Source organism: Klebsiella sp. C239, from assembly GCF_048822715.1.
Taxonomy (GTDB): Bacteria; Pseudomonadota; Gammaproteobacteria; order Enterobacterales; family Enterobacteriaceae; genus Klebsiella; species Klebsiella quasipneumoniae.
This window is the reverse complement of the sequence record NZ_JBMEZK010000006.1, coordinates 277,347-302,495: the sequence shown is the minus strand read 5'-3', so window position 1 is coordinate 302,495 and position 25,149 is coordinate 277,347. Positions and strand designations below refer to the sequence as shown.

The 25,149-nt window shown below is 58.8% G+C and carries 25 protein-coding genes; 9 read left to right on the top strand and 16 right to left on the bottom strand.

Annotated features, from left to right (window positions below; translation table 11 throughout):
• Positions 1 to 13 precede the first annotated feature (13 nt).
• The 5 genes from ACOI6Z_RS18015 to rfaD are packed head-to-tail and all read right to left on the bottom strand — an operon-like array spanning position 14 to position 5,043.
• Complete coding sequence (locus ACOI6Z_RS18015) at positions 14 to 1,183, bottom strand: O-antigen ligase family protein (RefSeq protein ID WP_044525045.1); 1,170 nt, start codon at positions 1,181 to 1,183, stop codon at positions 14 to 16.
• On the bottom strand, positions 1,161 to 2,069 hold the full coding sequence (locus ACOI6Z_RS18010) for a glycosyl transferase (protein WP_023291358.1): 909 nt from the start codon (positions 2,067 to 2,069) through the stop codon (positions 1,161 to 1,163). The genes ACOI6Z_RS18015 and ACOI6Z_RS18010 overlap by 23 nt, the downstream gene beginning before the upstream one ends.
• A complete protein-coding gene (gene rfaC / locus ACOI6Z_RS18005; RefSeq protein ID WP_065812616.1) occupies positions 2,069 to 3,040 on the bottom strand; it encodes a lipopolysaccharide heptosyltransferase RfaC in 972 nt (323 codons plus the stop codon). Before rfaC ends, ACOI6Z_RS18010 begins: the two co-directional genes overlap by 1 nt.
• A 3-nt stretch (positions 3,041 to 3,043) precedes the next feature.
• Positions 3,044 to 4,102: an ADP-heptose--LPS heptosyltransferase RfaF gene (gene rfaF / locus ACOI6Z_RS18000; RefSeq protein WP_044525043.1), complete on the bottom strand. Its 1,059-nt coding sequence runs from the start codon at positions 4,100 to 4,102 to the stop codon at positions 3,044 to 3,046.
• Positions 4,103 to 4,110: 8 nt separating this feature from the next.
• Positions 4,111 to 5,043, bottom strand: a complete 933-nt coding sequence (rfaD, locus tag ACOI6Z_RS17995; protein WP_023291355.1) for an ADP-glyceromanno-heptose 6-epimerase — start codon at positions 5,041 to 5,043, stop codon at positions 4,111 to 4,113.
• Positions 5,044 to 5,256: 213 nt separating this feature from the next.
• On the opposite strand from rfaD, the gene kbl reads away from it, so the two are divergent.
• From kbl to ACOI6Z_RS17980, 3 genes are all read left to right on the top strand, one after another.
• On the top strand, positions 5,257 to 6,450 hold the full coding sequence (gene kbl / locus ACOI6Z_RS17990; protein ID WP_065812615.1) for a glycine C-acetyltransferase: 1,194 nt from the start codon (positions 5,257 to 5,259) through the stop codon (positions 6,448 to 6,450).
• Between the two features lie 12 nt (positions 6,451 to 6,462).
• Positions 6,463 to 7,488: an L-threonine 3-dehydrogenase gene (gene tdh / locus ACOI6Z_RS17985; protein WP_004205051.1), complete on the top strand. Its 1,026-nt coding sequence runs from the start codon at positions 6,463 to 6,465 to the stop codon at positions 7,486 to 7,488.
• Between the two features lie 169 nt (positions 7,489 to 7,657).
• Positions 7,658 to 8,446 carry a glycosyltransferase family 2 protein gene (locus tag ACOI6Z_RS17980; protein ID WP_420687471.1) on the top strand — a complete coding sequence of 263 codons (789 nt, stop codon included), beginning with the start codon at positions 7,658 to 7,660 and terminating at the stop codon, positions 8,444 to 8,446.
• A 5-nt stretch (positions 8,447 to 8,451) separates the two neighbouring features.
• On the opposite strand, the gene ACOI6Z_RS17975 is transcribed toward ACOI6Z_RS17980, so the two are convergent.
• Genes ACOI6Z_RS17975 through gpmM form a run of 3 tightly spaced genes read right to left on the bottom strand, consistent with a single transcriptional unit; the run spans position 8,452 to position 12,237 of the window.
• A complete protein-coding gene (locus ACOI6Z_RS17975; protein WP_023291353.1) occupies positions 8,452 to 9,408 on the bottom strand; it encodes a divergent polysaccharide deacetylase family protein in 957 nt (318 codons plus the stop codon).
• Positions 9,409 to 9,411: 3 nt separating this feature from the next.
• Entirely contained in the window at positions 9,412 to 10,683 is a 1,272-nt protein-coding gene (gene envC / locus ACOI6Z_RS17970; protein ID WP_023291352.1) for a murein hydrolase activator EnvC, read from the bottom strand.
• A 9-nt stretch (positions 10,684 to 10,692) separates the two neighbouring features.
• The gene (gene gpmM, locus ACOI6Z_RS17965) at positions 10,693 to 12,237 is read right to left on the bottom strand and encodes a 2,3-bisphosphoglycerate-independent phosphoglycerate mutase (protein ID WP_023291351.1); all 1,545 of its coding nucleotides are present in this window, start codon (positions 12,235 to 12,237) and stop codon (positions 10,693 to 10,695) included.
• Positions 12,238 to 12,482: 245 nt separating this feature from the next.
• Between gpmM and ACOI6Z_RS17960 the strand changes: the two genes are divergently transcribed.
• The 5 genes from ACOI6Z_RS17960 to cysE all read left to right on the top strand — a co-directional run bounded on the left by ACOI6Z_RS17960 (position 12,483) and on the right by cysE (position 15,712).
• On the top strand, positions 12,483 to 12,914 hold the full coding sequence (locus ACOI6Z_RS17960) for a rhodanese-like domain-containing protein (RefSeq protein ID WP_023291350.1): 432 nt from the start codon (positions 12,483 to 12,485) through the stop codon (positions 12,912 to 12,914).
• Between the two features lie 104 nt (positions 12,915 to 13,018).
• Complete coding sequence (grxC, locus tag ACOI6Z_RS17955) at positions 13,019 to 13,270, top strand: glutaredoxin 3 (protein ID WP_002922429.1); 252 nt, start codon at positions 13,019 to 13,021, stop codon at positions 13,268 to 13,270.
• A 60-nt stretch (positions 13,271 to 13,330) separates the two neighbouring features.
• Entirely contained in the window at positions 13,331 to 13,798 is a 468-nt protein-coding gene (secB, locus tag ACOI6Z_RS17950; RefSeq protein WP_002922428.1) for a protein-export chaperone SecB, read from the top strand.
• Entirely contained in the window at positions 13,798 to 14,817 is a 1,020-nt protein-coding gene (gene gpsA / locus ACOI6Z_RS17945) for an NAD(P)H-dependent glycerol-3-phosphate dehydrogenase (protein ID WP_065812614.1), read from the top strand. Before secB ends, gpsA begins: the two co-directional genes overlap by 1 nt.
• A gap of 73 nt (positions 14,818 to 14,890) precedes the next feature.
• On the top strand, positions 14,891 to 15,712 hold the full coding sequence (gene cysE / locus ACOI6Z_RS17940) for a serine O-acetyltransferase (RefSeq protein WP_002922426.1): 822 nt from the start codon (positions 14,891 to 14,893) through the stop codon (positions 15,710 to 15,712).
• Between the two features lie 102 nt (positions 15,713 to 15,814).
• Here the strand turns inward: cysE and trmL are convergent, their stop codons facing one another.
• The 5 genes from trmL to ACOI6Z_RS17915 form a co-directional block, all read right to left on the bottom strand.
• On the bottom strand, positions 15,815 to 16,288 hold the full coding sequence (gene trmL / locus ACOI6Z_RS17935) for a tRNA (uridine(34)/cytosine(34)/5-carboxymethylaminomethyluridine(34)-2'-O)-methyltransferase TrmL (RefSeq protein WP_023291348.1): 474 nt from the start codon (positions 16,286 to 16,288) through the stop codon (positions 15,815 to 15,817).
• Positions 16,289 to 16,392: 104 nt separating this feature from the next.
• Complete coding sequence (gene lldD, locus ACOI6Z_RS17930) at positions 16,393 to 17,577, bottom strand: FMN-dependent L-lactate dehydrogenase LldD (RefSeq protein ID WP_032454357.1); 1,185 nt, start codon at positions 17,575 to 17,577, stop codon at positions 16,393 to 16,395.
• Positions 17,577 to 18,350 carry a transcriptional regulator LldR gene (gene lldR / locus ACOI6Z_RS17925; RefSeq protein ID WP_004205041.1) on the bottom strand — a complete coding sequence of 258 codons (774 nt, stop codon included), beginning with the start codon at positions 18,348 to 18,350 and terminating at the stop codon, positions 17,577 to 17,579. The genes lldD and lldR overlap by 1 nt, the downstream gene beginning before the upstream one ends.
• Entirely contained in the window at positions 18,347 to 20,002 is a 1,656-nt protein-coding gene (gene lldP, locus ACOI6Z_RS17920) for an L-lactate permease (RefSeq protein ID WP_023291347.1), read from the bottom strand. Before lldP ends, lldR begins: the two co-directional genes overlap by 4 nt.
• Positions 20,003 to 20,285: 283 nt before the next feature.
• Positions 20,286 to 20,648 (bottom strand): YibL family ribosome-associated protein, encoded by a 363-nt coding sequence (locus ACOI6Z_RS17915; protein WP_002922410.1) that lies wholly within the window; start codon positions 20,646 to 20,648, stop codon positions 20,286 to 20,288.
• Positions 20,649 to 20,920: 272 nt separating this feature from the next.
• Between ACOI6Z_RS17915 and ACOI6Z_RS17910 the strand changes: the two genes are divergently transcribed.
• Positions 20,921 to 21,145: a hypothetical protein gene (locus ACOI6Z_RS17910; RefSeq protein WP_002922402.1), complete on the top strand. Its 225-nt coding sequence runs from the start codon at positions 20,921 to 20,923 to the stop codon at positions 21,143 to 21,145.
• Here the strand turns inward: ACOI6Z_RS17910 and mtlR are convergent.
• From mtlR to mtlA, 3 genes are all read right to left on the bottom strand, one after another.
• Positions 21,134 to 21,730 (bottom strand): mannitol operon repressor MtlR, encoded by a 597-nt coding sequence (gene mtlR, locus ACOI6Z_RS17905; protein WP_002922401.1) that lies wholly within the window; start codon positions 21,728 to 21,730, stop codon positions 21,134 to 21,136. The two genes, ACOI6Z_RS17910 and mtlR, sit on opposite strands and share 12 nt — an antisense overlap.
• Positions 21,730 to 22,878, bottom strand: a complete 1,149-nt coding sequence (gene mtlD / locus ACOI6Z_RS17900; RefSeq protein ID WP_023291346.1) for a mannitol-1-phosphate 5-dehydrogenase — start codon at positions 22,876 to 22,878, stop codon at positions 21,730 to 21,732. The genes mtlR and mtlD overlap by 1 nt, the downstream gene beginning before the upstream one ends.
• Before the next feature lie 100 nt (positions 22,879 to 22,978).
• Positions 22,979 to 24,886: a PTS mannitol transporter subunit IICBA gene (mtlA, locus tag ACOI6Z_RS17895; protein ID WP_023291345.1), complete on the bottom strand. Its 1,908-nt coding sequence runs from the start codon at positions 24,884 to 24,886 to the stop codon at positions 22,979 to 22,981.
• Between the last annotated feature and the right edge of the window lie 263 nt (positions 24,887 to 25,149).

Here is a 25,149-nt window from a genome sequence, read left to right as displayed (position 1 = left end):
CGGCCCTTTCTTGTTAACGCTTTTCCGCCAGCCCTTTGCTGAGCGCAATGCCCAGCGGCAGCCAGAACAGCACCCAGGTTTCCCGGGGGTTGCTGATGATAAACATCCCCTGCGAGGCCATAAACACCAGCGCGTAAAACAGGATCGCCAGACTGTAGCGGCTGTCGGAGCGGCGCTTGCGCCACGCCTGCCACAGTCCGCAGGCAATGACCGCCAGCAACAGCAGTAAACCCACGATGCCGCCTTTCAGCAGGGCGCCCATATATACGCTGTGGGTGGTGGTGATGTGTTCGCCGCTGTAGTTGATGAAATCCAGTTCATAGCTAAAACCGCGTCCCAGCCAGGGCTGGCTGGCCATCTCCGACAGCGTATGGTGCCAGATGCTCAGGCGCAGCCCGCTTTGGGTGCCCAGCTCTTCGAAACGGGCGAGCAGCATGTCGCCCACCGGCGTCATGACCAAAAGCAGAGCCACCAGCACGGCCAGCGCCGCGGCGATCAGCAGGTTGCGGCGGGTGAAGACGTGCAGGTGCAGCGTACAGCCGACCGCCAGCACCAGGGCGATGATCGGCCCGCGGCTTTGGGTCAGCAGCATCATCACCAGCATGATGGCCACTGGCAGATAGAGCCAGTGGCTGGCTTTTTCTTTCAGTAGCATGCCGCAGATTAAGATGCCGATGCCGCAGTATCCGGCAAGGTCGATAACGTTTGTTGGCCCGGGGTTCTCGGGGGAGACCGCTCGTTCGGTGAGGACCAGGGTGTGGTCGAACATCAGCGTCCACAGCGAGAGCACGGTGATCCCGCCAACCACCGCCAGCATGGCCAGGCGGCGGGTTCGTTCGTCGCTGAGCAGCATCGCCATCAGCAACAGATAGCCCGTCAGGTACACGCCGTGGGTGATCGGCGAGTCGATATGCTGCGGCGTATGGCCCCACAGGTTACTGAGGGCGTAATAGATAAAGAAGACCGCCAGCAGCGCCCAGGTCTGCCACTGTTCGCGTAACACGCCGGCCAGCGCCTGGCGGTTTTCCGGGCGTATCAGCGAGAGCAAGAGCAGCAGGATCGATAAATGCAGCAGGTTATTGGTCCGGGTGGACATGCAAAAAATCGCGCTGAAAAATAAAAACAAAGGAAAAACAATCGAGTAACCCTGTCTGGCGTAGTTACTCATTTTTAAAGTACTCATTAAACGCAACCTTTTCGAAAATAGTGTCCGGCACAGCGCTTTCTGGTGAAAAATTAATGACCCGGATCTGGCGTTGCTGCAGTACCTGCGCGGCATGCGCAAAGGAGGGCATGACGAGGGTATCCACTTTTGTTGCCAGGTACGAAGGCAATTTTTCTTGTTGTGTTTCGTAGAATCGCGGCTGGTTGAAGTTAGTCATATCCAGACCGCTCACCAGGATAGTGCTGAAGCCCAGCCAGGCGAGGATCTGCAGCGCCCAGTAGACCACCGTGCCGGCATCAAAGACGCCCTGGCGAATATCGGTGCTAAAACAGATATCCGGGCGCTGGGGATGAAAGCACATCGCCGGATTCTGCTGGTAAGTGCGCTTTATCGCTTCGCTGGCGACTTTCGGCTGGTAAATCTTATAGCAACCGTCCTCAATCAACGCCAAACGGCAGCGCAGCGCGTCCGCATGGCGATCGACGATTTTGGCGATCCCATGCATGGTGGTGAACAGCAGAATGTCCGGCTGACTGACGATGGCGCGGATAATGTCCGGCTTCTTATCGAAAAACTCCATGTCGACGATGGTATAGAGCGAAAAGTGCAGTCGGTCGGCAAGATGCCAGGCGCCATTGACGCCCATCACCGGGATCGTTTTCGACAACAGGGAAAAATCGATATTGCGGGTCGAAGGGCCAGTGGCGGTCAGCAGGACTTCGCCCTGCATGCTGTTTTTCAGCGCGCTCAGGCTGACCAGCGGCACCGTTTTCCCTTTATAACGCAACGCGCTGATTTCGCCGCTCGGCGCGCGGGTGATGCGGGTAAAAGGCCACAGATTTTCATTGTGACGATAAGCGCGAGGGCGGGTGTAGCGATAGATCTGCTTAAACAGGGATCCCATCAGAGCAGCCCCTGATTTTGCAGAAGAAGATGAACCCGGCTGGCGGTAATATCGCCGGTGCTGGCGCTGTTTTCCGGCCGCACGATGTGCTGGTTTTTACCGTATCCGCCAATCAGCCCCGGATCGGTCGGGCCGTAGAGCGTGAAGTTCGGTTTATCCAGCGCGGCGGTCAGATGACTCAGGCCGGTATCGACCGAGACGACGGCCCGGGCGCTGGCCAGAACCTGCGCCACCTGCTCAAGGCTCATGCGCGGCAGCACTTCAACATACTCCCGGCCTTCCGCCAGCCGCTTCGCCCGCGCCTCTTCGTGCGGGGCGCCCCACGGCAGCTTAATGCGGACGCCGCTGTCGGCCAGCAGATCGAGCAGTTCCTGCCAGCGGTTTTCCGGCCAGTGCTTATCGTCGCGGGTGGTGGCGTGCAGAAACACCAGATAGGGGGCGGCAGCGCTAGCCTCGTGCTGCAGGAAATGGCGCGCAATGGCGTAATCCCCCTGGGTTTGGGGTTTCGCGTAGCCGAGGCTTTTGGCGAACAGCTCGCGGGTACGCTCCACCGCGTGCTGCTGTTTCGCAATGTGGTGGCGGCGGTTGTAAAACAGGCTGGCCAGCGGCTCGCGGGCCGTTTGCCAGTCCATACCATGCTTGACGCCGTGCGCCAGACGGGTGACCAGCGCAGCGCTTTTCACCAGCCCCTGGGCGTCGATAATGGTGTCATACTTGACCGCCTGGACGGCCTCGCGAAAGGCTTTACGCTCCGCTTTGATCGGCGCGGAGAACCAGGCTTTACGCCAGCGGCGGATCGCCACCGGGATCACCCGCTCGACGCTGTCATGCCAGGAGGGGATCTGCGCGAAGCCTTCTTCCACAACCCAGTCGAAGCGGATGCCGGGGATGGCCTGCGCGGCGTCGGTCAGCGCGGGCAGCGTGTGCAGCACGTCGCCCATCGATGAGGTTTTTACAATCAATACCCGCATCCGCTACGCTTCCTCGTGCCCGGTTTTTTCCGTCAGCAATTCGTTCAGCTCTTGCAGGACGCGCTCTGGCGTAATGTCGATCAGGCTCTGATGATAACCTTCCGCGGCATCGCCTTTGCGCACCTTGTGGTAGCCGGTAATCAGACGGATCACGCGCGCTTTATGCGACAGCGGCGGGGTAAAGTCCGGACTGCTCGGGCCATACAGCGCCACCAGCGGGCGGTCCAGCGCCGCGGCGACGTGCATCAGCCCCGAATCGTTAGTCACCACCGCTTTACAGGCGGCAATCAGGATCACCGCCTGCTCCAGCTGGGTTTCACCCGCCAGATTCCGGCACCAGGCCTGCTGCTCGCTGCTGAGGGCGGCGATGATCTCTTTGCCGGCCTCGTTATCTTTTGCCGAGCCAAATAGCGCAATCTGATAACCATCGTCGATGAGCTTTTTCGCCAGCGCAGCATAGTGATAGTGCGGCCAGCGTTTTGCCGGGCCGAACTCCGCGCCGGGGCAAAAGCCGATGATCGGCCGATCGTTGGACAGGTTAAAGGCGCTGCAGGCCTGCGACTTTTCCCCTTCGTTGACCTGCAGCTGCGGCCATAGCAGCGGCTGCGGCAGATCTTTGGCGCAGCGCATCACGCCGTTGTCGTAGGCCAGCGCCACGTAGCGTTCCACCATCAGCGGCCAGGCGTCTTTGTCCAGCACCCGGGCGTCGTTGAGCAGGCCGTAGCGCATCTCGCCGCGCCAGCCGGTGCGCAGCGGGATGTTGGCGAAGAAGGGGACTAATGCCGATTTAAACGAGTTTGGCAGCACGTAAGCGCGATCGTAGCGACGCTCGCGCAGGCTGTGGCCGAGCTTGCGGCGTTCGCCGATAGCCAGCGCGCCGTGGCCCAGCGGCATCGGGATCGCTTCGTTCACTTCCGGCATGCGCGATAACAACGGACGACACCAGGCTGGCGCCATCACGTCGATAATCGCCTGGGGATAGCGCGCCCTGAGCGTACGATAAAGACTTTGCGACATCATCATGTCGCCCACCCAAGACGGGCCTACCACCAGAATTTTCATGTTATCTCTTACGCATCCCGATTCAGCCAGGCCATATACTCCGTTACGCCTTCGGCAACGGTTTTGAACGGTTTGTCATAGCCCGCTTTACGCAGGTTAGTCAGATCCGCCTGGGTGAACGCCTGGTAGCGGCCTTTCAGTTTGTCCGGGAATGGGATGTACTCGATGCTGCCTTTTTTGTGGTACGCCAGGGTTGCGTCGGCGACGGCCTGGAAGGATTCCGCGCGGCCAGTGCCGAGGTTGAAGATGCCGGAAACGCCGTTTTCCCAGAACCACAGGTTGACATCAGCCACGTCGCCGACGTAGACGAAGTCGCGCTTGAAGCCGTCGCTGCCTTCGAACAGTTTCGGACTTTCGCCATTATTCAGCTGGGTGTTGAGGTGGAAAGCGACGCTCGCCATGCTGCCTTTGTGGCCTTCGCGCGGCCCGTAGACGTTGAAGTAGCGGAAGCCGACGATCTGCGAATTGGCTTCCGGCAGGATCTGACGAACGTATTCATCGAACAGGAATTTGGAGTAGCCGTAGACGTTAAGCGGCTGCTCATACTCGCGAGACTCGATGAAATCGCTGGTGCGTCCACCGTAGGTGGCCGCCGAAGAGGCGTACAGGAACGGAATTTCGCGCTCCAGGCAGTAGTGCAGCAGCTCTTTGGAGTACTGATAGTTGTTGTCCATCATGTACTTGCCGTCCCACTCCGTGGTGGAAGAGCACGCGCCTTCGTGGAAGATTGCGTCAATGTCGCCGAACTCTTCGCCTGCCATAATCTGGATCAGAAAGTCTTCTTTATCCATGTAGTCAGCGATGTTCAGGTCAACCAGGTTCACAAACTTGGTGCCGTCTTTCAGATTGTCGACAACCAGAATGTCGGTAATGCCCTTGTCATTCAGCGCTTTAACGATGTTGCTGCCGATAAAGCCTGCGCCGCCGGTTACGATGATCATAACTGTACCTTTGAAGTTGAGAGCCCGGAGACAATCCGGACATGAATGCTCATATCATATCACCACATGAGCAAGCCTACAGCCATTCGCAGAATAAGGTGCTGGGCTGACGTGATTTATGCTGCAAATAATTCATTCAGGCCTGCATCATCTCGTATCAGCGTATAGCTTTGGGTAATATGTGCCAAATTTTGCCGAATCTGGAGAGTTGCAATGCGTGGTGATTTCTACAAACAGTTAACTAGCAATCTGGAGACCGCTCGGGCCGAAGGCTTATTTAAAGAAGAGCGCATCATCACCTCGGCGCAGCAGGCGGACATTACCGTCGGCAACAGCCACGTGATTAACTTCTGCGCCAATAACTATCTGGGTCTGGCCAACCACCCGGCGCTGATCGACGCGGCGAAATCCGGTATGGACAGCCACGGCTTCGGGATGGCCTCGGTACGCTTCATCTGCGGCACCCAGGATACGCACAAGCAGCTGGAGAAGAAGCTGGCGGATTTCCTCGGTATGGAAGACGCAATTCTCTACTCCTCCTGCTTCGACGCCAACGGCGGCCTGTTTGAAACGCTGCTCGGCCCGGAAGACGCCATTATCTCCGACGCCCTGAACCATGCCTCGATCATTGACGGCGTGCGCCTGTGTAAAGCGAAGCGCTTCCGCTATGCCAACAACGATATGCAGGAACTGGAAGCGCGTCTGAAAGAAGCCCGCGACGCTGGCGCGCGTCACGTGCTGATCGCCACCGACGGCGTCTTCTCGATGGACGGCGTGATCGCCAACCTGAAAGGCGTTTGCGACCTGGCGGATAAATACGATGCGCTGGTGATGGTCGATGACTCCCACGCCGTCGGCTTCGTCGGCGAAAACGGTCGCGGCTCCCACGAATACTGCGATGTGATGGGGCGCGTCGACATCATCACCGGCACGCTGGGTAAAGCGCTGGGCGGCGCCTCCGGCGGCTACACCGCCGCACGCAAAGAGGTGGTCGAGTGGCTGCGCCAGCGTTCCCGTCCGTATCTGTTCTCCAACTCTCTGGCGCCGGCCATCGTGGCCGCCTCCATCAAAGTGCTGGAGATGGTCGAAGAGGGCGCAGACCTGCGCGATCGCCTGTGGGCCAACGCGCGTCTGTTTCGTGAAAAAATGACTGCGGCAGGCTTCACCCTGGCGGGCGCCGACCACGCCATCATTCCGGTGATGCTGGGTGAAGCGGTGGTGGCGCAGAACTTTGCCCGCGAACTGCAGAAAGAAGGGATCTATGTCACCGGCTTCTTCTATCCGGTGGTACCGAAAGGCCAGGCGCGTATTCGCACCCAGATGTCGGCGGCGCATACCCCTGAACAAATTGAGCGTGCGGTGGAAGCCTTTACCCGCATCGGCAAACAACTGGGCGTCATCGCCTAATAAGGGTGTGAGATGAAAGCGTTATCCAAACTGAAAGCGGAAGAAGGCATCTGGATGACCGACGTACCGGAACCGGAAGTCGGCCATAACGATCTGCTGATTAAAATCCGCAAGACCGCCATTTGCGGGACCGACGTGCACATCTACAACTGGGATGAGTGGTCGCAGAAGACCATTCCGGTGCCGATGGTGGTCGGGCACGAATATGTCGGCGAAGTGGTGGGGATTGGCCAGGAAGTGCGCGGCTTTAAGATTGGCGACCGCGTCTCCGGCGAAGGGCATATCACCTGCGGCCACTGCCGTAACTGCCGCGCAGGCCGTACCCACCTGTGCCGCAACACCATCGGCGTGGGCGTCAACCGCCCGGGCTGCTTTGCCGAGTATCTGGTGATCCCGGCCTTTAACGCCTTTAAAATTCCCGACAATATCTCTGATGACCTGGCGTCCATCTTCGACCCATTCGGCAACGCCGTGCACACCGCGCTCTCCTTCGATCTGGTGGGGGAAGACGTGCTGGTCTCCGGCGCCGGTCCGATCGGCGTGATGGCGGCGGCGGTGGCGAAACACGTCGGCGCGCGTAACGTGGTGATCACTGACGTTAACGAGTACCGTCTCGAGCTGGCGCGCAAAATGGGCGTCACCCGCGCGGTGAACGTGGCGAAAGAGAACCTCAACGACGTGATGGCCGAGCTGGGGATGACCGAAGGTTTCGACGTGGGTCTGGAGATGTCCGGCGCGCCGCCGGCGTTCCGCAGCATGCTGGATACCATGAACCACGGCGGCCGTATCGCGATGCTGGGTATCCCGCCGTCGGATATGTCCATCGACTGGACCAAGGTCATCTTCAAAGGGCTGTTTATCAAAGGGATCTATGGTCGCGAAATGTTCGAAACCTGGTACAAGATGGCGGCGCTGATCCAGTCTGGCCTGGATCTTTCGCCGATCATCACCCACCGCTTCGGCATTGACGACTTCCAGAAGGGCTTTGACGCCATGCGCTCCGGTCAGTCCGGTAAAGTGGTTCTGAGCTGGGAATAACGCCTCCGGTCTGTTGTAAACATCAGCAAAAAAGGCGCCTGCGGGCGCCTTAATTTAGATTTGGATAACATTTTTAGCCTGCTTAATATCAAGCGCACAATTTCTACATCGATTTTACGGTTATTCGCTTATACAGTGTGTTTAGTCGCGGTTTAACTTTGAAACGATCATGCTTAAACTCTCCGTATGCTTACTGACCTGTAACTCTGCACGTCTGCTCATGGAGGTGCTGCCCCCGCTGCTGAAGGTGGCCGATGAGTGTATTGTCGTCGACTCCGGTAGCACCGACGAAACGGTCTCTATTTGTCAGCAGTTTGGTCTCACCGTCCATCATCATGCCTATAAAGCCCACGGCGCGCAGATGAACTATGCCATCGGGCTGGCCAGCCATGACTGGGTGCTGTGCATGGACAGCGATGAAATTCTTGATAACGACGTCGTGGCGGCCATTCAGGCGCTAAAAGCGGGGGAGGAGCCTGACCCGGCCTGCGCCTGGCGTTTGCCGCGCTACTGGTTTATCCTCGGCACGCAGGTGCGGACGATCTACCCCATTTCCTCGCCGGATTACCCGGTGCGCCTCTTTAACCGCCAGCAGGCGCGGTTTAACGACCGGCCGGTGGATGATCAGGTGGTCGGACACGCGCGCTCCGTCAGGCTGCCGGGCTTTGTACGCCATGACACCTTTTATTCGCTGCATGAAGTGTTTAATAAGCTGAACAGCTATACCACCCGGCTGGTGAAGCACCAGCAGATCACACCTTCGCTGACGCGGGGGATCGTCAGCGCCATTGGCGCTTTCTTTAAGTGGTATCTGTTCAGCGGGGCGTGGCGCTATGGCAAAGTCGGCGTGGTCACCGGCCTGTACGCCACGTTTTACAGCTTTCTCAAATATTTTAAGGCGTGGTACGCCCACGAAGATAACCAGGCGCCCGTCGCGCAAAAGCGAACGGACCCCTGAGTGGTCTAGCTGCCGGGATTGTCCCAGCCCTGCCATTTGAGGCGATAGTACTGGACCAGCGCGCTCTGGCTGATGCTGTCGCTGAGGATAGTGAAGAAGCGGCTGGCGTTCACGGGCTCCAGCGGGCGCTTCGGCTTGCAATACTTCACGCCGTGGAACGGATTACGCGGCTTCTGCTGCTGCGGCGGCGTTTGTTGCGCAGGCGGCTGAGCGTAGTTTGGCGTCGAGTTGTCGACCTGCGGCTCGTTGAGCAGGCTGCTCGGGCGCACCAGCGTGATATCCGGCGGCAGGTTATAGACCATCTGCTGCAGCACCCGCACCGTCGTCGGATGCGGATGGCCAATGGCTATCGCCGAACCGTTACGCCGCGCCAGGGCGATGGCGCGGTTGAACTGGGTGCGGATATCGGCTTCATTCTGCGTATCGTCCAGAAACACCTTACGCTTAATCACCTTCACCCCGGTGCCCTGCGCGGCGCGCATGGCCTGGGTATTGCCGATGGTCACGCTGTCGAGAAAATAGAGATTGTAGCGCTCCAGGGCCTGCATCACCTTCTGCATGCCAAACAGGTTGGAGGTCATCGCGCTGCCCATATGGTTATTCAGCCCGACGGCGTAGGGGACTTTGCCATAGGCCTCGCGGATGATGCGCTCGATCTCCTCGCTGCTCATTTCGGGACGCAGGGTGTCTTTTTCCAGCGGCTGTTTGCTGAGCGGCGCCATCGGCAGGTGGATGAGCACTTCATGGCCCAGATTATGCGCTTTCGTGGCCATTTCCCGGGCGTGCGGCGCGTTCGGCAGCACGGCGACGGAGATAGTGGACGGCAGCGCCAGCACCTGATTTTCGGTCTGCGGGCGGTAGCCAAAATCGTCAATAACGATGGAGAGTTTGCCAGCGAACGCTGGCGCCGCCAGAGCCAGCGAACCGGCTACGGCAAGAGCAATTGCGCGAAATTGAAGCAAAACTTATCTTCCCAACCACGGCTGTGGATTGACCGCCTGACCCTGGCGGCGAATTTCGAAATAGAGCGACGGACGGCCCTGACCGCCGCTGCTGCCTACGAGCGCGATAGGCTGACCGGCACGCACCTGCGTACCGACGCTGACCAGCGCGCTTTGGTTATAGCCATACAGGCTCATGTCGCCTTTGCCATGCTCGACCACCACCACCAGACCATAGCCCTGCAGCCAGTCGGCCAGAATGACCCGACCATCGGCAATCGCTCTGACTTCGGTGCCTTCAGACGCGGCGATAACCATCCCTTTCCAACGTAGTTCACCTTGCAGCTGTTCGCCATATCGATGAAGGAGCGGACCGCGAACCGGCCAGAACGCCTGACCGCGCGGCGAGCCCAGCCCGCCGGTGCGCGACATCAGCGAACGCTCGCTTTCCGTTGGTTTATAGGTGGTGCCTTTGCGCGATGCTTCCTGCTGGCGGTCGCGCACCGCCTGCGCATCGCGAGCTTCCCGATCGGCACGGGCTTTGGCGGCAGCCTCCGCCTGGGCGATACGACCGCGTAGGCGCGATTCGTTAGCCCGCAATTCACTTAACTGTTGCTGACCCCGCTGAATGGAGGACTCCAGGCCGGAAAGGGTCTTTTTCCGTTCGTTACGCGCCTGCTCCAGCTTCGCCTGCTGGGCTTTTTGCTCGTAGACCAGCGTCTGCTGCTGGCTCTGCTTCTCTTCGAGCATCGACTTTTGCACCGCCATCTCTTCGCGCGTTTTCTTCAGTTCCGCGATGGTTTCCTGGCGGGCCTGGTTGAAATAGCTGAAATAGACCTGCATCCGCTGATTGCGCTGACCCTCTTCACCGCTCAGCACCATCTGGATGCCGGTATGCGGCCCCTGGCGGAACGCCGCGTCAAGCTGCGCGGCGAGGTTACGCTCCTGAGACGCGCGCTGGCGCTCCAGCTTCGCGAGAGAAGCGTTCATCTCGTCAATCTGCTTATTGAGCTGGTTCAAGCTGTCTTGGGTTTCGCGCAGTTTGCGGGCCGCGGCGGCGATCGCCTCTTCCTGCGCTTTGAGCTGAGCGAGCAGGCTTGCGCGCTGCTGCTGCTGTTGCTTAATCGCCCGCTGCCTGGCGGCGATGTCGGCCTGGATGGACTTTAGCTGATCGCGATCGTCGGCGTGCGCAGATGACGCGCACAGTAATACGCCAGCGCTGAGCGCGCTGGCGTAAAGGACGGATCGAACTGCCGTTGCGATCCATGTAGTTGAATACGTCGCCTTTCCCCTCATGGGGAAGGATTATTCCACGATGAACAGCGGCTTGCCAGTCATCTCTTGCGGGATTTCCATTCCCATCAGCGACAGCATGGTCGGGGCGATGTCGGAAAGTTTGCCGCCATTGACCGCTTTGACCGCTTTGTTACCGACGTAGATCAGCGGAACCGGCAGGTTGGTGTGGGCGGTGTGCGCCTGACCGGTGGCCGGGTCGCGCATCTGTTCGGCGTTACCGTGGTCGGCGGTGATCAGCAGCTGGCCGCCAACGGATTCCACCGCCTGCGCCACCTGATCGATACAGTGATCCAGCGCTTCAACGGCTTTCACTGCCGCTTCCATCACGCCGGTATGGCCAACCATATCGCCGTTCGGGTAGTTACAGATGATGGTGTCGTACTGGCCGCCTTTGATGGCCGCGACCAGTTTTTCGGTCAGCTCGGCGGAGCTCATTTCCGGCTGCAGATCGTAGGTCGCCACTTTCGGCGAGTTAATCAGGATCCGCTCTTCGCCTTTGAACGGCTCTTCTACGCCGCCGTTGAAGAAGAAGGTGACGTGGGCGTATTTCTCGGTTTCGGAGATGCGCAGCTGGGTTTTATCGTGCTTCGCCATCCACTCGCCGAAGGTATTGGCCAGCGAGGCGGGCGGATAGGCGCAGGCCACTTTGATGTCGGCGGCATATTCGGTGAGCATCACGAAGTCGAGGTTAACCACTTTCTTACGCGCAAAGCCGTCGAAGTCGGCGTTGACGAAGGCGCGGGTGATTTCGCGTGCGCGGTCAGCACGGAAGTTCATGAAGATCAGCGCATCGCCATCTTCCATCGCGGCATCGGCCTGGCCGGCGGCGCGGATCACGGTCGCTTTCACGAACTCGTCGTTTTCGTCACGGGCGTAGGCAGCCTGCAGGCCGGCAACGGCGGTATCGGCCTGGAATTCGCCTTTCGCCAGCGTCATCAGATCGTAAGCCTGCTCAACGCGATCCCAGCGGTTGTCGCGGTCCATGGCGTAGTAGCGGCCAATGAGCGACGCGATGCGGCCCTTGCCCAGCGCGGCAAATTTGGCTTCGAATTTTGCCAGCGTTTTTTCCGCGCTGCGCGGTGGGGTGTCACGACCGTCGAGGAAAGCGTGCAGGTAGATCTTCTCAGCGCCGCGCTCTGCCGCCAGCTCCACCATCGCCATGATGTGATCTTCATGGCTGTGAACGCCGCCCGGCGACATCAGACCCATGATATGTACCGCTTTACCCGCGGCAACCGCTTTATCGACCGCGGCGGTCAGTACCGGATTGGCGAAGAAGGTGCGTTCTTTAATTTCCACATCGAGACGGGTCAGGTCCTGATAGACGATACGACCGGCGCCCAGGTTGACGTGGCCCACTTCGGAGTTCCCCATCTGACGGTCCGGCAGGCCAACTTCCAGGCCGGATGCATCGATCAGGGTATGCGGACGTTTGGCCCACAGGGCGTCCATTACCGGCGTTTTAGCGCTGTAAATGGCGTTATCCTGTTGGTCTTCGCGATAGCCGTAGCCATCCAGAATCACCAGTACCATAGGTTTTTTAGTAACCGACATTGCGACAACCTCATGCTCAAAGACAGAAATTTTGCGTAATTTTACTACAGCTGAATCGTTTAAATCCCCGTGAAAGATCAAAGAAAGGAAGCGGCCGGGCCGCGGCGCGTCAGCGAGAACGGCTTTTTTTCGCCGCCGCCCGCAGAAAATACATTACATCGCGCTCACTGGCTGTAATTGCCGCAAGGCACAGGTATACTCCTTTCCTGGTTTTTTTCTCACTTAGTCGGGAGTTGTAACCCCCCATGCAAGAAATTATGCAATTCATCGGCCGTCACCCTGTTCTGAGCATCGCGTGGATCGCGCTGCTGGGGGCGGTGCTGTTCACCACCTTCAAGGGCCTGATGTCGAAAGTTAAAGTCATCACCCGTGGTGAAGCGACGCGTCTTATCAATAAAGAAGACGCGGTGGTGGTCGACCTGCGTCAGCGTGACGATTTCCGTAAAGGCCATATTGCCGGCGCCATCAACCTGCTGCCCAGCGATATCAAAGCGAATAACGTCGGCGAGTTGGAAAAACACAAATCGCAACCCATTATTGTGGTAGACGGTTCCGGCATGCAGGCGCAAGAGCCAGCCAGCGCGCTGAACAAAGCCGGGTTTGAAAAAGTCTTTGTACTGAAAGAGGGCATTGCTGGCTGGAGCGGCGAAAACCTCCCTCTGGTACGCGGCAAATAACTTACCTCGCGTGGTGATGCCGCCGCGTTTTCCCCTTCGCGCCTGACGTGAGGGGAACACAGGCTGCGGCGTAAAACCCTCAGGGTAATAACAGGAGTGAAGTCATGGCCAATATTGAGATCTACACCAAAGCGACCTGCCCGTTCTGCATCCGCGCGAAAGCGCTGCTGAACAGCAAAGGCGTAACGTTCCATGAGTTGCCGATCGATGGCGATGCCGCGAAGCGTGAGGAGATGATCCAGCGCAGCGGACGGACGACGGTTCCGCAGATTTTTATTGATGCGCAGCACATTGGCGGCTGTGACGACTTGTATGCGCTTGATTCACGTGGTGGACTTGATCCCCTCTTGCGCTAATTTTTGCGCGCTTTCCCTGCCGGAAGCGCGTATTTAAGGACAACACGAAAGGGTTTTACTATGTCAGAACAAAACAGCACCGAAATGACCTTCCAGATCCAGCGTATCTATACCAAAGATATCTCTTTTGAAGCGCCGAACGCGCCGCAAGTTTTCCAGAAAGACTGGCAGCCGGAAGTTAAACTTGATCTGGATACCGCCTCCACCCAGCTGGCTGAAGGCGTTTATGAAGTGGTGCTGCGTGTAACCGTGACCGCCGCGCTGGGCGAAGAGACCGCGTTCCTCTGCGAAGTACAGCAGGGCGGTATTTTCTCCATCGACGGCATCGAAGGCACCCAGATGGCGCACTGCCTTGGCGCATACTGCCCGAACATTCTGTTCCCGTACGCGCGCGAGTGCATCACCAGCCTGGTTTCCCGCGGTACCTTCCCGCAACTTAACCTTGCGCCAGTGAACTTCGATGCGCTGTTTATGAACTATCTGCAGCAGCAGGCTGGCGAAGGTGCAGAACAACATCAGGATGCCTGATGAACGCACTTAATGCTGCAATGACTGTGATCGGTGCCGGCTCTTACGGCACCGCTCTTGCCATCACCCTGGCAAGAAATGGCCACCACGTTGTGCTCTGGGGCCATGACCCGAAACATATCGCGACGCTGCAACACGATCGCTGCAACGCCGCGTTCCTTCCCGATGTGCCTTTCCCGGATACGCTGCATCTTGAAAGCGACCTGGCCACCGCCCTGGCCGCCAGCCGCGATATTCTGGTGGTGGTGCCAAGCCATGTGTTTGGTCAGGTGTTACGCCAGATTAAACCGCTGATGCGTCCTGACGCGCGTCTGGTATGGGCGACCAAAGGCCTCGAGGCCGAAACCGGTCATCTGCTGCAGGACGTGGCGCGTGAAGCGCTGGGCGATGATATCCCGCTGGCGGTGATCTCCGGGCCAACCTTCGCCAAAGAGCTGGCCGCCGGCCTGCCGACGGCGATTTCGCTGGCGGCGACGGATCCGCAGTTTGCCGAGGATCTGCAGCACCTGCTGCACTGCGGCAAGAGCTTCCGCGTCTACATCAACCCGGACTTTATCGGCGTCCAGCTCGGCGGCGCGGTGAAAAACGTCATCGCCATCGGGGCGGGGATGTCGGACGGCATCGGCTTCGGCGCCAATGCGCGGACGGCGCTGATTACCCGTGGCCTGGTGGAAATGTCTCGCCTTGGCGCGGCGCTGGGCGCCGACCCGGAAACCTTTATGGGCATGGCCGGCCTCGGTGACCTGGTGCTCACCTGCACCGACAACCAGTCCCGTAACCGTCGCTTCGGCATGATGCTCGGCCAGGGGATGGACGTGCAAAGCGCCCAGGAAAAGATTGGCCAGGTGGTTGAAGGCTACCGCAATACCAAGGAAGTTCGCGTTCTGGCACAGCGTTTAGGTGTCGAAATGCCAATAACCGAGGAAATTTATCAGGTATTGTATTGCGGAAAAATTGCGCGCGAGGCAGCATTGACCTTATTGGGTCGCGCCCGCAAGGACGAGCGCAGCAGCAATTAGCTTTCCTTTGTCACCTGAATGACCCTGCCAGCGCAGAACTGGCAGGTCATTACCATATCGCCTGGAGTATGCAATGCCGTGTGAAGAACTGGATATCGTCTGGAATAATATTAAAGCCGAAGCCCGGGCTCTGGCGGACTGTGAGCCAATGCTCGCCAGTTTTTATCACGCAACGCTACTCAAGCATGAAAATCTGGGCAGCGCGCTGAGCTATATGCTGGCCAATAAGCTGGCTTCCCCGATTATGCCGGCTATCGCCATTCGCGAAGTGGTGGAAGAGGCCTACGCCGCCGACCCGGAAATGATCGCCTCGGCGGCCTGCGATATTCAGGCGGTGCGCACGCGTGACCCGGCGGTGGATAAATACTCGACGCCGTTGCTCTATCTGAAGGGTTTCCATGCCCTGCAGGCCTATCGTATCGGCCACTGGCTGTGGACTCAGGGCCGGCGTGCGCTGGCGATTTTCCTGCAAAACCAGGTGTCCGTCTCTTTCCAGGTGGATATCCACCCGGCGGCGAAAATCGGCCGCGGGATTATGCTCGACCACGCCACCGGTATTGTGGTTGGCGAAACGGCGGTGATTGAGGATGACGTCTCTATACTGCAGTCGGTCACCCTCGGCGGTACCGGTAAAACCAGCGGCGACCGTCACCCGAAAATTCGCGAAGGCGTGATGATTGGCGCCGGGGCGAAAATCCTCGGCAATATCGAAGTCGGGCGTGGGGCGAAGATTGGCGCCGGTTCGGTGGTATTGCAGCCGGTTCCGCCGCACACCACCGCCGCAGGCGTGCCGGCGCGTATCGTCGGCAAGCCGGAGAGCGACAAGCCGGCGATGGATATGGATCAGCATTTCAACGGCATCCACCACACTTTCGAGTACGGCGACGGGATTTAACGTCTTGCCCGGTGGCGCTGCGCTTACCGGGCCTACGATCTCTCCCCGCCCAGCATGTCGCCCGGATAAGGCGCGGTGCGCCGCCATCCGGGAAGGGGTCAGTTAGCTGCGCAGCACGGCGCCTGGATACCCCAGCTGCCGCCAGGCCTCGTACACCACCACCGACACCGCGTTTGACAGGTTCATGCTGCGGCTGTCCGGCATCATCGGAATCCGAATTTTCTGCTCCGGCGGCAGGGCATCAAGGATGCTGGCCGGCAGACCGCGGGTTTCCGGACCAAACATCAAGAAATCGCCATCCTGATAGCTCACCGCGCTGTGCGCCGGCGTACCTTTGGTGGTCAGGGCGAACAGACGCTGCGGCTGCGCGCTGGCGATAAACGCCGCGTAATCGGCGTGGCGCTGCACGGCGGTGAACTCGTGATAGTCCAGTCCGGCGCGTCTCAGGCGCTTATCGTCCCAGGTGAAGCCCATGGGCTCAATGATATGCAGACTGAAGCCCGTGTTGGCGCACAGGCGGATAATATTCCCGGTGTTCGGCGGGATCTCTGGTTCGAATAACACGATGTTCAGCATACTGACCCCTTAATTGCGGGGGGCAGAATAGCAGATATTTGGTCAACCCTCACCCCGGCCCTCTCCCTGAGGGTGAGGGCCGGGGGAGAGCAAAACGGCGCAGCTTATGCCGCGTTATGCTGCTTCAGCGCATCGAAGGTCTGCAGCGCCTCCGTGTTCTGCACCAGCGAATCACGGCTAATGTCCGCGATGGTTTTTGCGCCGGTCAGGGTCATCGCCACCTTCATCTCTTTCTCGATCAAATTCAGCAGATTCGCCACCCCCTGCTTGCCGTGGGTCGCCAGGGCGTACAGGTAAGCGCGGCCCAGCAGTACGCTGTCGGCGCCCAGGGCGATCATTCGCACGACGTCGAGACCGTTGCGGATGCCGCTGTCGGCGAGAATGGTAATGTCGCCTTTCACCGCGTCGGCAATCGCCGGCAGGGCGCGGGCGGAGGAGAGCACGCCGTCAAGCTGGCGGCCGCCGTGGTTGGAGACCACAATGCCGTCGGCGCCGAAGCGCACCGCGTCGCGGGCGTCCTCCGGGTCGAGGATCCCTTTGATCACCATCGGTCCGTCCCAGAAATCACGGATCCACTCGAGGTCTTTCCATGAAATCGACGGATCGAAGTTATTCGCCAGCCAGCCGATGTAATCCTCCAGGCCGGTCGGCTGGCCGAGATAGGCGGAGATATTCCCCAGATCGTGCGGACGGCCGTTGAGGCCAACGTCCCATGCCCACTGCGGATGGGTGACCGCCTGCCAGTAGCGGCGCAGGGCGGCGTTCGGGCCGCTCATGCCGGAATGGGCGTCGCGGTAGCGGGCGCCGGGAGTCGGCATATCGACGGTAAAGACCAGCGTTGAACAACCCGCCGCCTTCGCGCGCTCCAGCGCATTACGCATAAAGCCGCGGTCGCGCAGAACATACAGCTGGAACCACATCGGCCGCTTGATGGTCGGGGCGACCTCTTCGATCGGACAGACGGAAACGGTGGAGAGGGTAAACGGAATGCCTTTGTCATCCGCTGCGCCGGCGGCCTGCACTTCGCCGCGGCGGGCGTACATTCCGCACAGCCCCACCGGCGCCAGCGCCGTCGGCATCGCCAGCTTCTCGTTGAAGAGGGTGGTCTCGAGGCTCAGGTCCGACATATTGCGCAGAATACGCTGGCGCAGCGCCACGTCGGAAAGGTCCTCGACGTTGCGGCGCAGGGTATGTTCGGCGTAAGCCCCGCCGTCGATATAGTGGAACAGGAACGGCGGCAGGATACGCTGGGCGGCGGCGCGATAGTCGCTGGCGGCGGAAATAATCATCACGAATTCTCCCTGGAATTATCAATAGCATCGCCGGGCAGGCGGGTAATTCGCGCCTGGCGGGCCTGGTCTTCATCAAAACGTTTAATGGTGGCGTGGACAAAACCTAAGTGGGCCATCATCGCCTGGCGCGCCGCCTCGGCGTCGCCGGCGACAATCGCCTCCATGACGGCCTGGTGCTGTTCGGTCAGGCGGGCAAAAACCGGCGGCACCAGATACATCCGCTGACGGCTCTGCTTGACGGAGGAGTGCAGCAGGTCGAAAAAGCCGCGCATGGTTTGCAGGAGCACCACGTTATGCGAGGCTTCGGCGATGGCCAGATGAAAGCGGACGTCCGCCTGCGAGGCGATATCCGGGTCTTCGCTCTGGGTCGCTTCAAAGCACAGGCGAATTTTTTCTTTATCGGCGTCGGTGGCCCGCATCGCCGCGTGCCACGCGGTGCTGGCTTCGATGGCGTGGCGGGCCTCGAGGATGTCGAAGCTGTAGTCAGGGTCATCGGCCAGCAGCGTCTTCAGCGGCTGGACGATGTTTTGCTCCGACCACGGCTCATGCTGAAAGCGGACGAAAGTGCCGCCGCCGCGACGGCTCAGCAGCACCCCTTCATTGACCAGCATCGCCAGCGCTTCGCGCAGGGAATTGCGCGAGACGCCGAGCTGAGCGGCGAGCTGGCGCTCGGCGGGCAGTCGCATGCCCGCCTCCAGCTGTTGTTCTTCAATCAGCGCCCGGACGCGACGCGCCACGTCGTCGGCCAGGCGTTTAGGCATCACTATCACGGTATCATCCAGGTTAAAACGTAGGCCTGCAGCGTAGTGATCAGACCCACCATGCAGGTGAAGATCAGGCTGTGTTTGACGGTAAAGCGGAACAGATCCGACTCTTTACCCACCAGGCCTACCGCGGCGCAGGCGATGGCGATCGACTGCGGGGAAATCATCTTGCCGGTGACGCCGCCGGTGGTATTGGCCGCGACCAGCAGGATATCGGAGACGCCAATCTGCTGCGCCGCCGTTGCCTGCAGCGCGGCGAACAGGGCGTTAGACGAGGTGTCCGAACCGGTCAGGAATACCCCCAGCCAGCCCAGGAACGGCGAGAAGAAAGTAAACGCGTGGCCGGTATGGGCCAGCGCCAGGGCCAGGGTCGACGACAGCCCGGAGTAGTTGGAGATAAAGGCGAACGCCAGCACCATGCCGATAGAGTAGATCGGCAGCGCCAGGTCCTTCAGCGTTCCGGCGAAGGTGGTCAGCGCGTCTTTCGGCTTCATGCGCAGCCAGACGATGGACAGCAGGGCGGCGAACAGAATGGCGGTGCCGGTTGCCGACAGCCAGTCAAACTTATAGATGGCGGCGTAAGGCGTCGCGGCGCTGACCACCGGCGGCATGCGGGCGACCATTTTGTCGAGGAACGGCACCGAAATATTGATGACGAAGTCATACATCGCGCCGCCCGGTGCGAACAGCGCTTTGAACGGCGGCACGCTCCACAGGGTCACGGTGGCGGTCAGGAACAGGAACGGCGACCAGGCGCGGATCACTTGTCCCGCGGTGTAGCGCGTGCGGGCCAGCGTCATATCCACCTGCGAGGCGCCGATATCGCCAAAGCGGAAGATCCGCGCCGGCTGCCAGCGTTTGAGGAACAGGGTCAGGCAGACCAGGGAGACCAGCGATGAGATGATGTCCGGCAGCTCCGGGCCAAGGAAGTTAGAGCTGAGGTACTGGGCGATAGCGAACGAGCCGCCTGCGACCATCACCGCCGGCCAGGTCTCTTTGATACCCCGCCAGCCGTCCATAATCGCCATGATCCAGAACAGCACGATAATGGTCAGGAACGGCAGCTGGCGGCCCACCATCTGGCCGATGGCGAAGCTGTCGATACCGGTCACCTGACCGGCCACCAGGATCGGGATGCCCATCGCGCCGAAGGCCACCGGCGCGGTGTTGACGATCAGGCACAGGCCTGCGGCATACAGCGGGTTAAACCCGAGGCCGACCAGCAGCGCCGCGGTAATCGCCACCGGCGCGCCAAATCCCGCCGCCCCTTCGAGAAAGGCGCCGAACGAGAAGCCGACGATCAGCATCTGCAGGCGCTGGTCAGGCGTAATCGACAGGATCGACGAGCGGATAATGTCGAACTGTCCGGTCTTCACCGAGATTTTATAGACGAAGACTGCGGCAATAATAATCCAGGCGATGGGCCACAGCCCGTAGAAGAAGCCATACACCACCGAGGCCAGGGCGCGATCCACCGGCATTTTATAGAACAGCAATGCGACGGCCAGGGCGATCGCAACGGTCCAGGTAGCGGCGAGATAGCCTTTCAGTTTGAGCTTTATCAGCGCAAAAAAGAAAAACAGAATCGGTAGCGATGCGATAAGACTGGATAACCAGATATTACCGGCGGGATCGTAGTTTTGTTGCCAGAGATTCATGCAGGGTCTCCATCGGGCCGCCAGGACGGGTGGGCTGAGTCTGCGCTCTTTGCCGACCCGTCGTAGGTAAAATTGGCCCGGCCAATTAGGGATAGCAGGGTTGATGACAACGAATGGTTAACCAGATGTTACTCTTAGGCAACGGGTTTGTGATGTATTTTGATGGATTTGTGAACTGTCGGGGGTAGATAAAATTATTGGTTGGACCAATCGGCCGGACAGGGAACGAAAAAGGGGGGGGGGTAGGACAGAATAGCCCTCTCCGAACGGAGAGGGCTGGGGATCAGAATTCGCTGCGGGCGAAACCGGTCATCTCTTTCAGGCCCATTTCCCGGCCCAGGGCGGTCATCGGATGGACGACCACCAGGCCGCGGACGCTTTTCTTCAGCTTGCCCATATCGGCCTGCTCTTTTTTGGTAATCGCGCGGCGGAACGGCAGGCTCATCAGCTTCTGCGCCTCTTTGCTCAGCTTCTGGCTCTGGACGGAACGCAGACGTTCAATCTCCGTTTCCAGAGTGGCTTTTTCTTTCTCCAGCTCCGCGTATTTATCGGCGGCTTCCACCAGCGACAGCTCGGCCTGCTGGTGGCGGATGGCGTCGAGACGATCGCTCAGACGTTTGATTTCATTCTTTTCGACTTCTTTCATGGTGATTTGATCTGTTAATAAAGGGGCTTCATTCGCCTATAGTATGTGCCGTGACTGCTATTGTTGATAGCTATTTATCAAAAATTCGCCGTTTATCGCCGTCAGAATACGATACCTTAATCTGCTAATAATTTGAATTTTATAATTATTCCTTCCGATACCCGCGCTAATTTCATTTCTGTGAAGCCTGTCGGCAGATAAGCACGTTTTCCTTAACCCACGCCGGTGAATTGGCTAATGCTTAATCAGATTATTCCCAAAAGGAGGACGTGATGGCAAAGATCGGCGACGGCGTACCACGTTTAATCGACAAAGCGGTTGATTTTATGGCTTCCAGTCAGGCGTTTATGGAGTATTTGAAAAAGTCTCCGCGGCTGCAGCATGTACCGCGAGATATCCCTCAGGATAAGGAAGCGTTGTTTCTGCAGCGTCTGGAATATTATCGTCAGCTTTACCGGCCGACCTGCGACCAGACGGAGCCGGAATCAGAGCGTTGATTTCTGGAAGGCTTTTTTTAAGCTGATTCGTGAAATCAGCTCAGTCAGGGACAACACCATCGTTGAACGCACCATCTGCTGGTAACGCAGTTTCTGCATTGCCAGCAGTTCGGCGTCGCTGTCATCAAACTGCGGCGTTGGCGGCAGGGCGGCGACGCAGTGCAGTTCGCCGAACGGACCGATAATTTCGTCGTCGGTAAAGCTGTACTCATTGCCGTCGTGATTAAGCTCTTCGCGCAGGGCCATCAGCAGCTCGGCGTCTTCATATTCGGCACGGCTTATCACCCCAAGGCCATAAATCAGCTTCAGGCGTACTGAGAGATCGCCGAGCGGCCCGCTGCCCTCCAGCAAGGGCTCGACGGCGTATTTCACCGCGTAGTCGTCTTTACGGAACACCTGAAGCACCAGAATATTGACCGCTTCCGTTAACAGCTCGACGGTGGCGATCAGGAAGCTTCGTACGGTTTTGCCAGCATTCAGACGCTCAAGCACACGGTTTTCAAATGCTTGTGTTTCTTCCATCATTGCCTGCATATCTGACAGGAGTCGTAATGGGCGCGACGTCGGCCGCGCCAGGTTGTGCATCATTTTACCGCGTTATAGTCGTTAACGGCCTCCGCGACGACATCGCTTGCCGCGTCAAGGCCGGAAATCTGCGCCAGCGCGGCCTGCGGCCCTTTGTCGGCGATCAGTGTCGCCAGCTCCTGCGCCTGCGGATCGTCTTCGCTACGGAAATGCATCGCCGCCGCAATCCCTTTCACCAGATTGCGGTGCGGCAGGCCGTATTCCAGCGTACCCAGCAGCGGCTTAATTAAACGGTCGCCGGCGCTCAGTTTGCGCAGCGGCTGACGGCCTACGCGCTCGACATCGTCTTTCAGGTACGGGTTCTCGAAACGGCCAAGAATTTTCTGGATATAAGCCGCGTGCTTCTGCGGGTCAAAGGCGTAGCGTTTGATCAACACCGCGCCGCTCTCCTCCATCGCGCCCTGCACGACGGCCCGAATTTTCTCGTCGAGGATCGCGTCGCGAATCGTCTGGTGGCCCGCCAGTTTTCCGAGGTAGGCGGTTATAGCATGCCCGGTGTTCAAGGTGAAGAGCTTGCGTTCGACAAATGCCATCAGGTTATCAGTTAATTCCATTCCCGGGATGGTCGGCAGTTCGCCCTTGAACTGGGTTTTATCGACGATCCATTCGCTGAAGGTTTCCACGGTGACTTCCAGCGGGTCATGGGTAGCGGACGCCGATGGCGGCACAATACGGTCAACGGCGGAGTCGACGAAGCCGATATGGGTTTCCACCCAGGCCTTATCTTCCTCCGCCAGGGCGTTAAATACGTGGCCTTTTAACTGCGTGGTGCCGCGCACCATGTTTTCGCAGGCGATAATGTTCAGCGGGCGTTCGGTGCCCTGCGCCTTGCGCTTCGCCAGCCCTTTGGCGATGGCCGGGGCGATGCGCTCAAGAACGACGGGACCGACGGCGGTGGTCACCAGGTCGACGCTGGCGATCAACTCCACTACCTCGTCGCCAATGCTGCTGACGGCATTCACGCCGGAGACGGTATCCACCTGCTCATTTTCGCCAACGACGTGAACCTGGTAGCTATGACGGGCATTCAGGGCATCAAGTACGGTCTGATTGACATCGGCAAACGTCAGGTCGATGCCCGCGTCAGCCAGCAGTTTACCGATAAAGCCACGTCCGATATTACCTGCGCCAAAATGTAATGCTTTCATAGTATTAACCTTCAATTAATGTTTTTACCTGAGAGGGCTGGGGTGAGGCTTTTTCCCTCACCCCAACCCTCTCCCAAAGGAGAGGGTTGGATAGCGCTGATTATTTATTCAGCAGCGCCAGTACGTCGTCGACGCTGGTGGTTTTCGCCAGGCGCTCAATCACCGTTTCGTCATCCAGCGCATTGGTCAGGCTGGTAATCACCTGAATGTGCTCGTTGTTGCGGGCGGCGATGCCGATCACCAGGCGGGCAACATCGTCTTCATCTTCCCCAAAGCGCACCCCTTCCGGGTACTGGCAGAAGACGACGCCGGTTTTCAGCACGCGGTCTTTCGCTTCGATGGTGCCGTGCGGCACCGCGATGGACTCGCCGAGATAGGTCGAGGTCAGTTTTTCGCGGTCCAGCATCGCCTGCACATATTCCGGCTCGACGTAGCCGCCTTTCACCAGCTGCTCGCCGGCGAAGCGAATGGCTTCTTCTTTGGTGGCCGCTTTGCGACCGAGGAAGATGTTATCCGCACCCAGCTTGAACAGGTTTTTGTCAGTATCATCAAAGCTGTCTTTCAGGCTATCGGTGACTTTAACTTCGTTGTCGATGTGGCGCTGGGCCGCCACCAGACGCTCGGTCAGGCTGGTGTACAGACCGCTGTCGAGGAAGTTGGTCAGCGAAATATGCTGCGCCTGCGGTACCTGGCGCATGGCGCGCTCGGTCAGGTCGCGGTGGGTGATCACCAGGTCAACATCCGGCGGCAGGTTATTGATGGCGCTGTTGGTGACCGAGATGTTGCTCAGGCCGGCATCCTGCACTTTCTTGCGCAGTACCCCGGCGCCCATGGCGCTGGAGCCCATCCCGGCGTCGCAGGCGACGATGATTTTACGCACATGGCTCAGGTCGTTGGTGACATTGCCAGCCGCCAGCGGGTTGGCGCCTTTGGATTCCGCTTTCATGTCATGCATACGACGGGTTGCGGCTTCGATATCGTCTTCTTCTTTGACTTTGCTGGTCTTGAGCAGAACCGCAGAGACGACGAAGGAGACCGCCATCGCGGCGATAATGGCTGCGATGTTCGCGAAGTAGGCCCCTTTCGGCGTCATCGCCAGCACCGCCAGGATAGAGCCCGGGGAAGCCGGAGAGACCAGACCGCCGTTGAGGATGGTCAGGGTGAAGACACCGGTCATCCCGCCGAGGATAACGGCCAGGATCAGACGTGGGTTCATCAGCACGTACGGGAAGTAGATTTCATGGATACCCCCCAGGAAGTGGATGATAGCCGCCCCGCCTGCAGACTGTTTAGCGCTGCCGCGGCCAAAGAACATGTACGCCAGCAGAACGCCCATCCCCGGACCCGGGTTAGCTTCAATCAGGAAGAAGATGGATTTACCCAGCTCGTGGGACTGCTGAATACCCAGCGGCGAGAAGATACCGTGGTTGATGGCGTTATTGAGGAACAGGATTTTTGCCGGTTCCACGAAGATAGACGCCAGCGGCAGCATGTCGTGCGCCACCATGAAGTTAACGCCAGCCGCCAGAATTTTCGACAGAACTTCTACCGCCGGGCCGATGCCGAGGAAGGCGAGAATGGCGAGGATCATCCCGATGATGCCGGCGGAGAAGTTATTCACCAGCATTTCAAAACCGGATTTGATCTTACCGTCTACCCAGTTATCGAATTTCTTGATGCAGTAGCCGCCCAGCGGGCCGGCGATCATGGAGCCGAGGAACATCGGCATATCCGCGCCGACGATAACGCCCATGGTGGTGATCGCCCCGACCACGCCGCCACGTTCGCCGCCGACTAATTTACCGCCGGTGTAACCGATCAGCAGCGGCAGCAGGTAGGTGATCATCGGACCGACCAGCTTCGCCAGCGTTTCGTTTGGCAACCACCCTGTCGGAATGAAAAGCGCGGTGATGATACCCCACGCGATAAACGCGCCGATATTCGGCATCACCATATTGCTGAGAAAACGACCAAAGCTTTGCACTTTGATCTTGATATCGGATGACATAAAACACCCCTTCTTCTGTTTTGCGTATCGCGCAGGCTAAAAGCCCGAGGTTTGTTGTTAATGTGGCGGCAGAGGTAGCCGGGCCCTGATTGATAGTGCGAAATCTGGCACTGAATCGTTTAGCTGTCCAGCCAGCGCCCTTAAGTGTGATTTAGATCACATGAATATAGGGGGCGGAGAGGGTTTTGTAGTGATTACGATCACATAATGGCTGTGTAAAAAAACAACAGACCGCCGTTTTTGCCGCTAATCTGCGTTTTTGT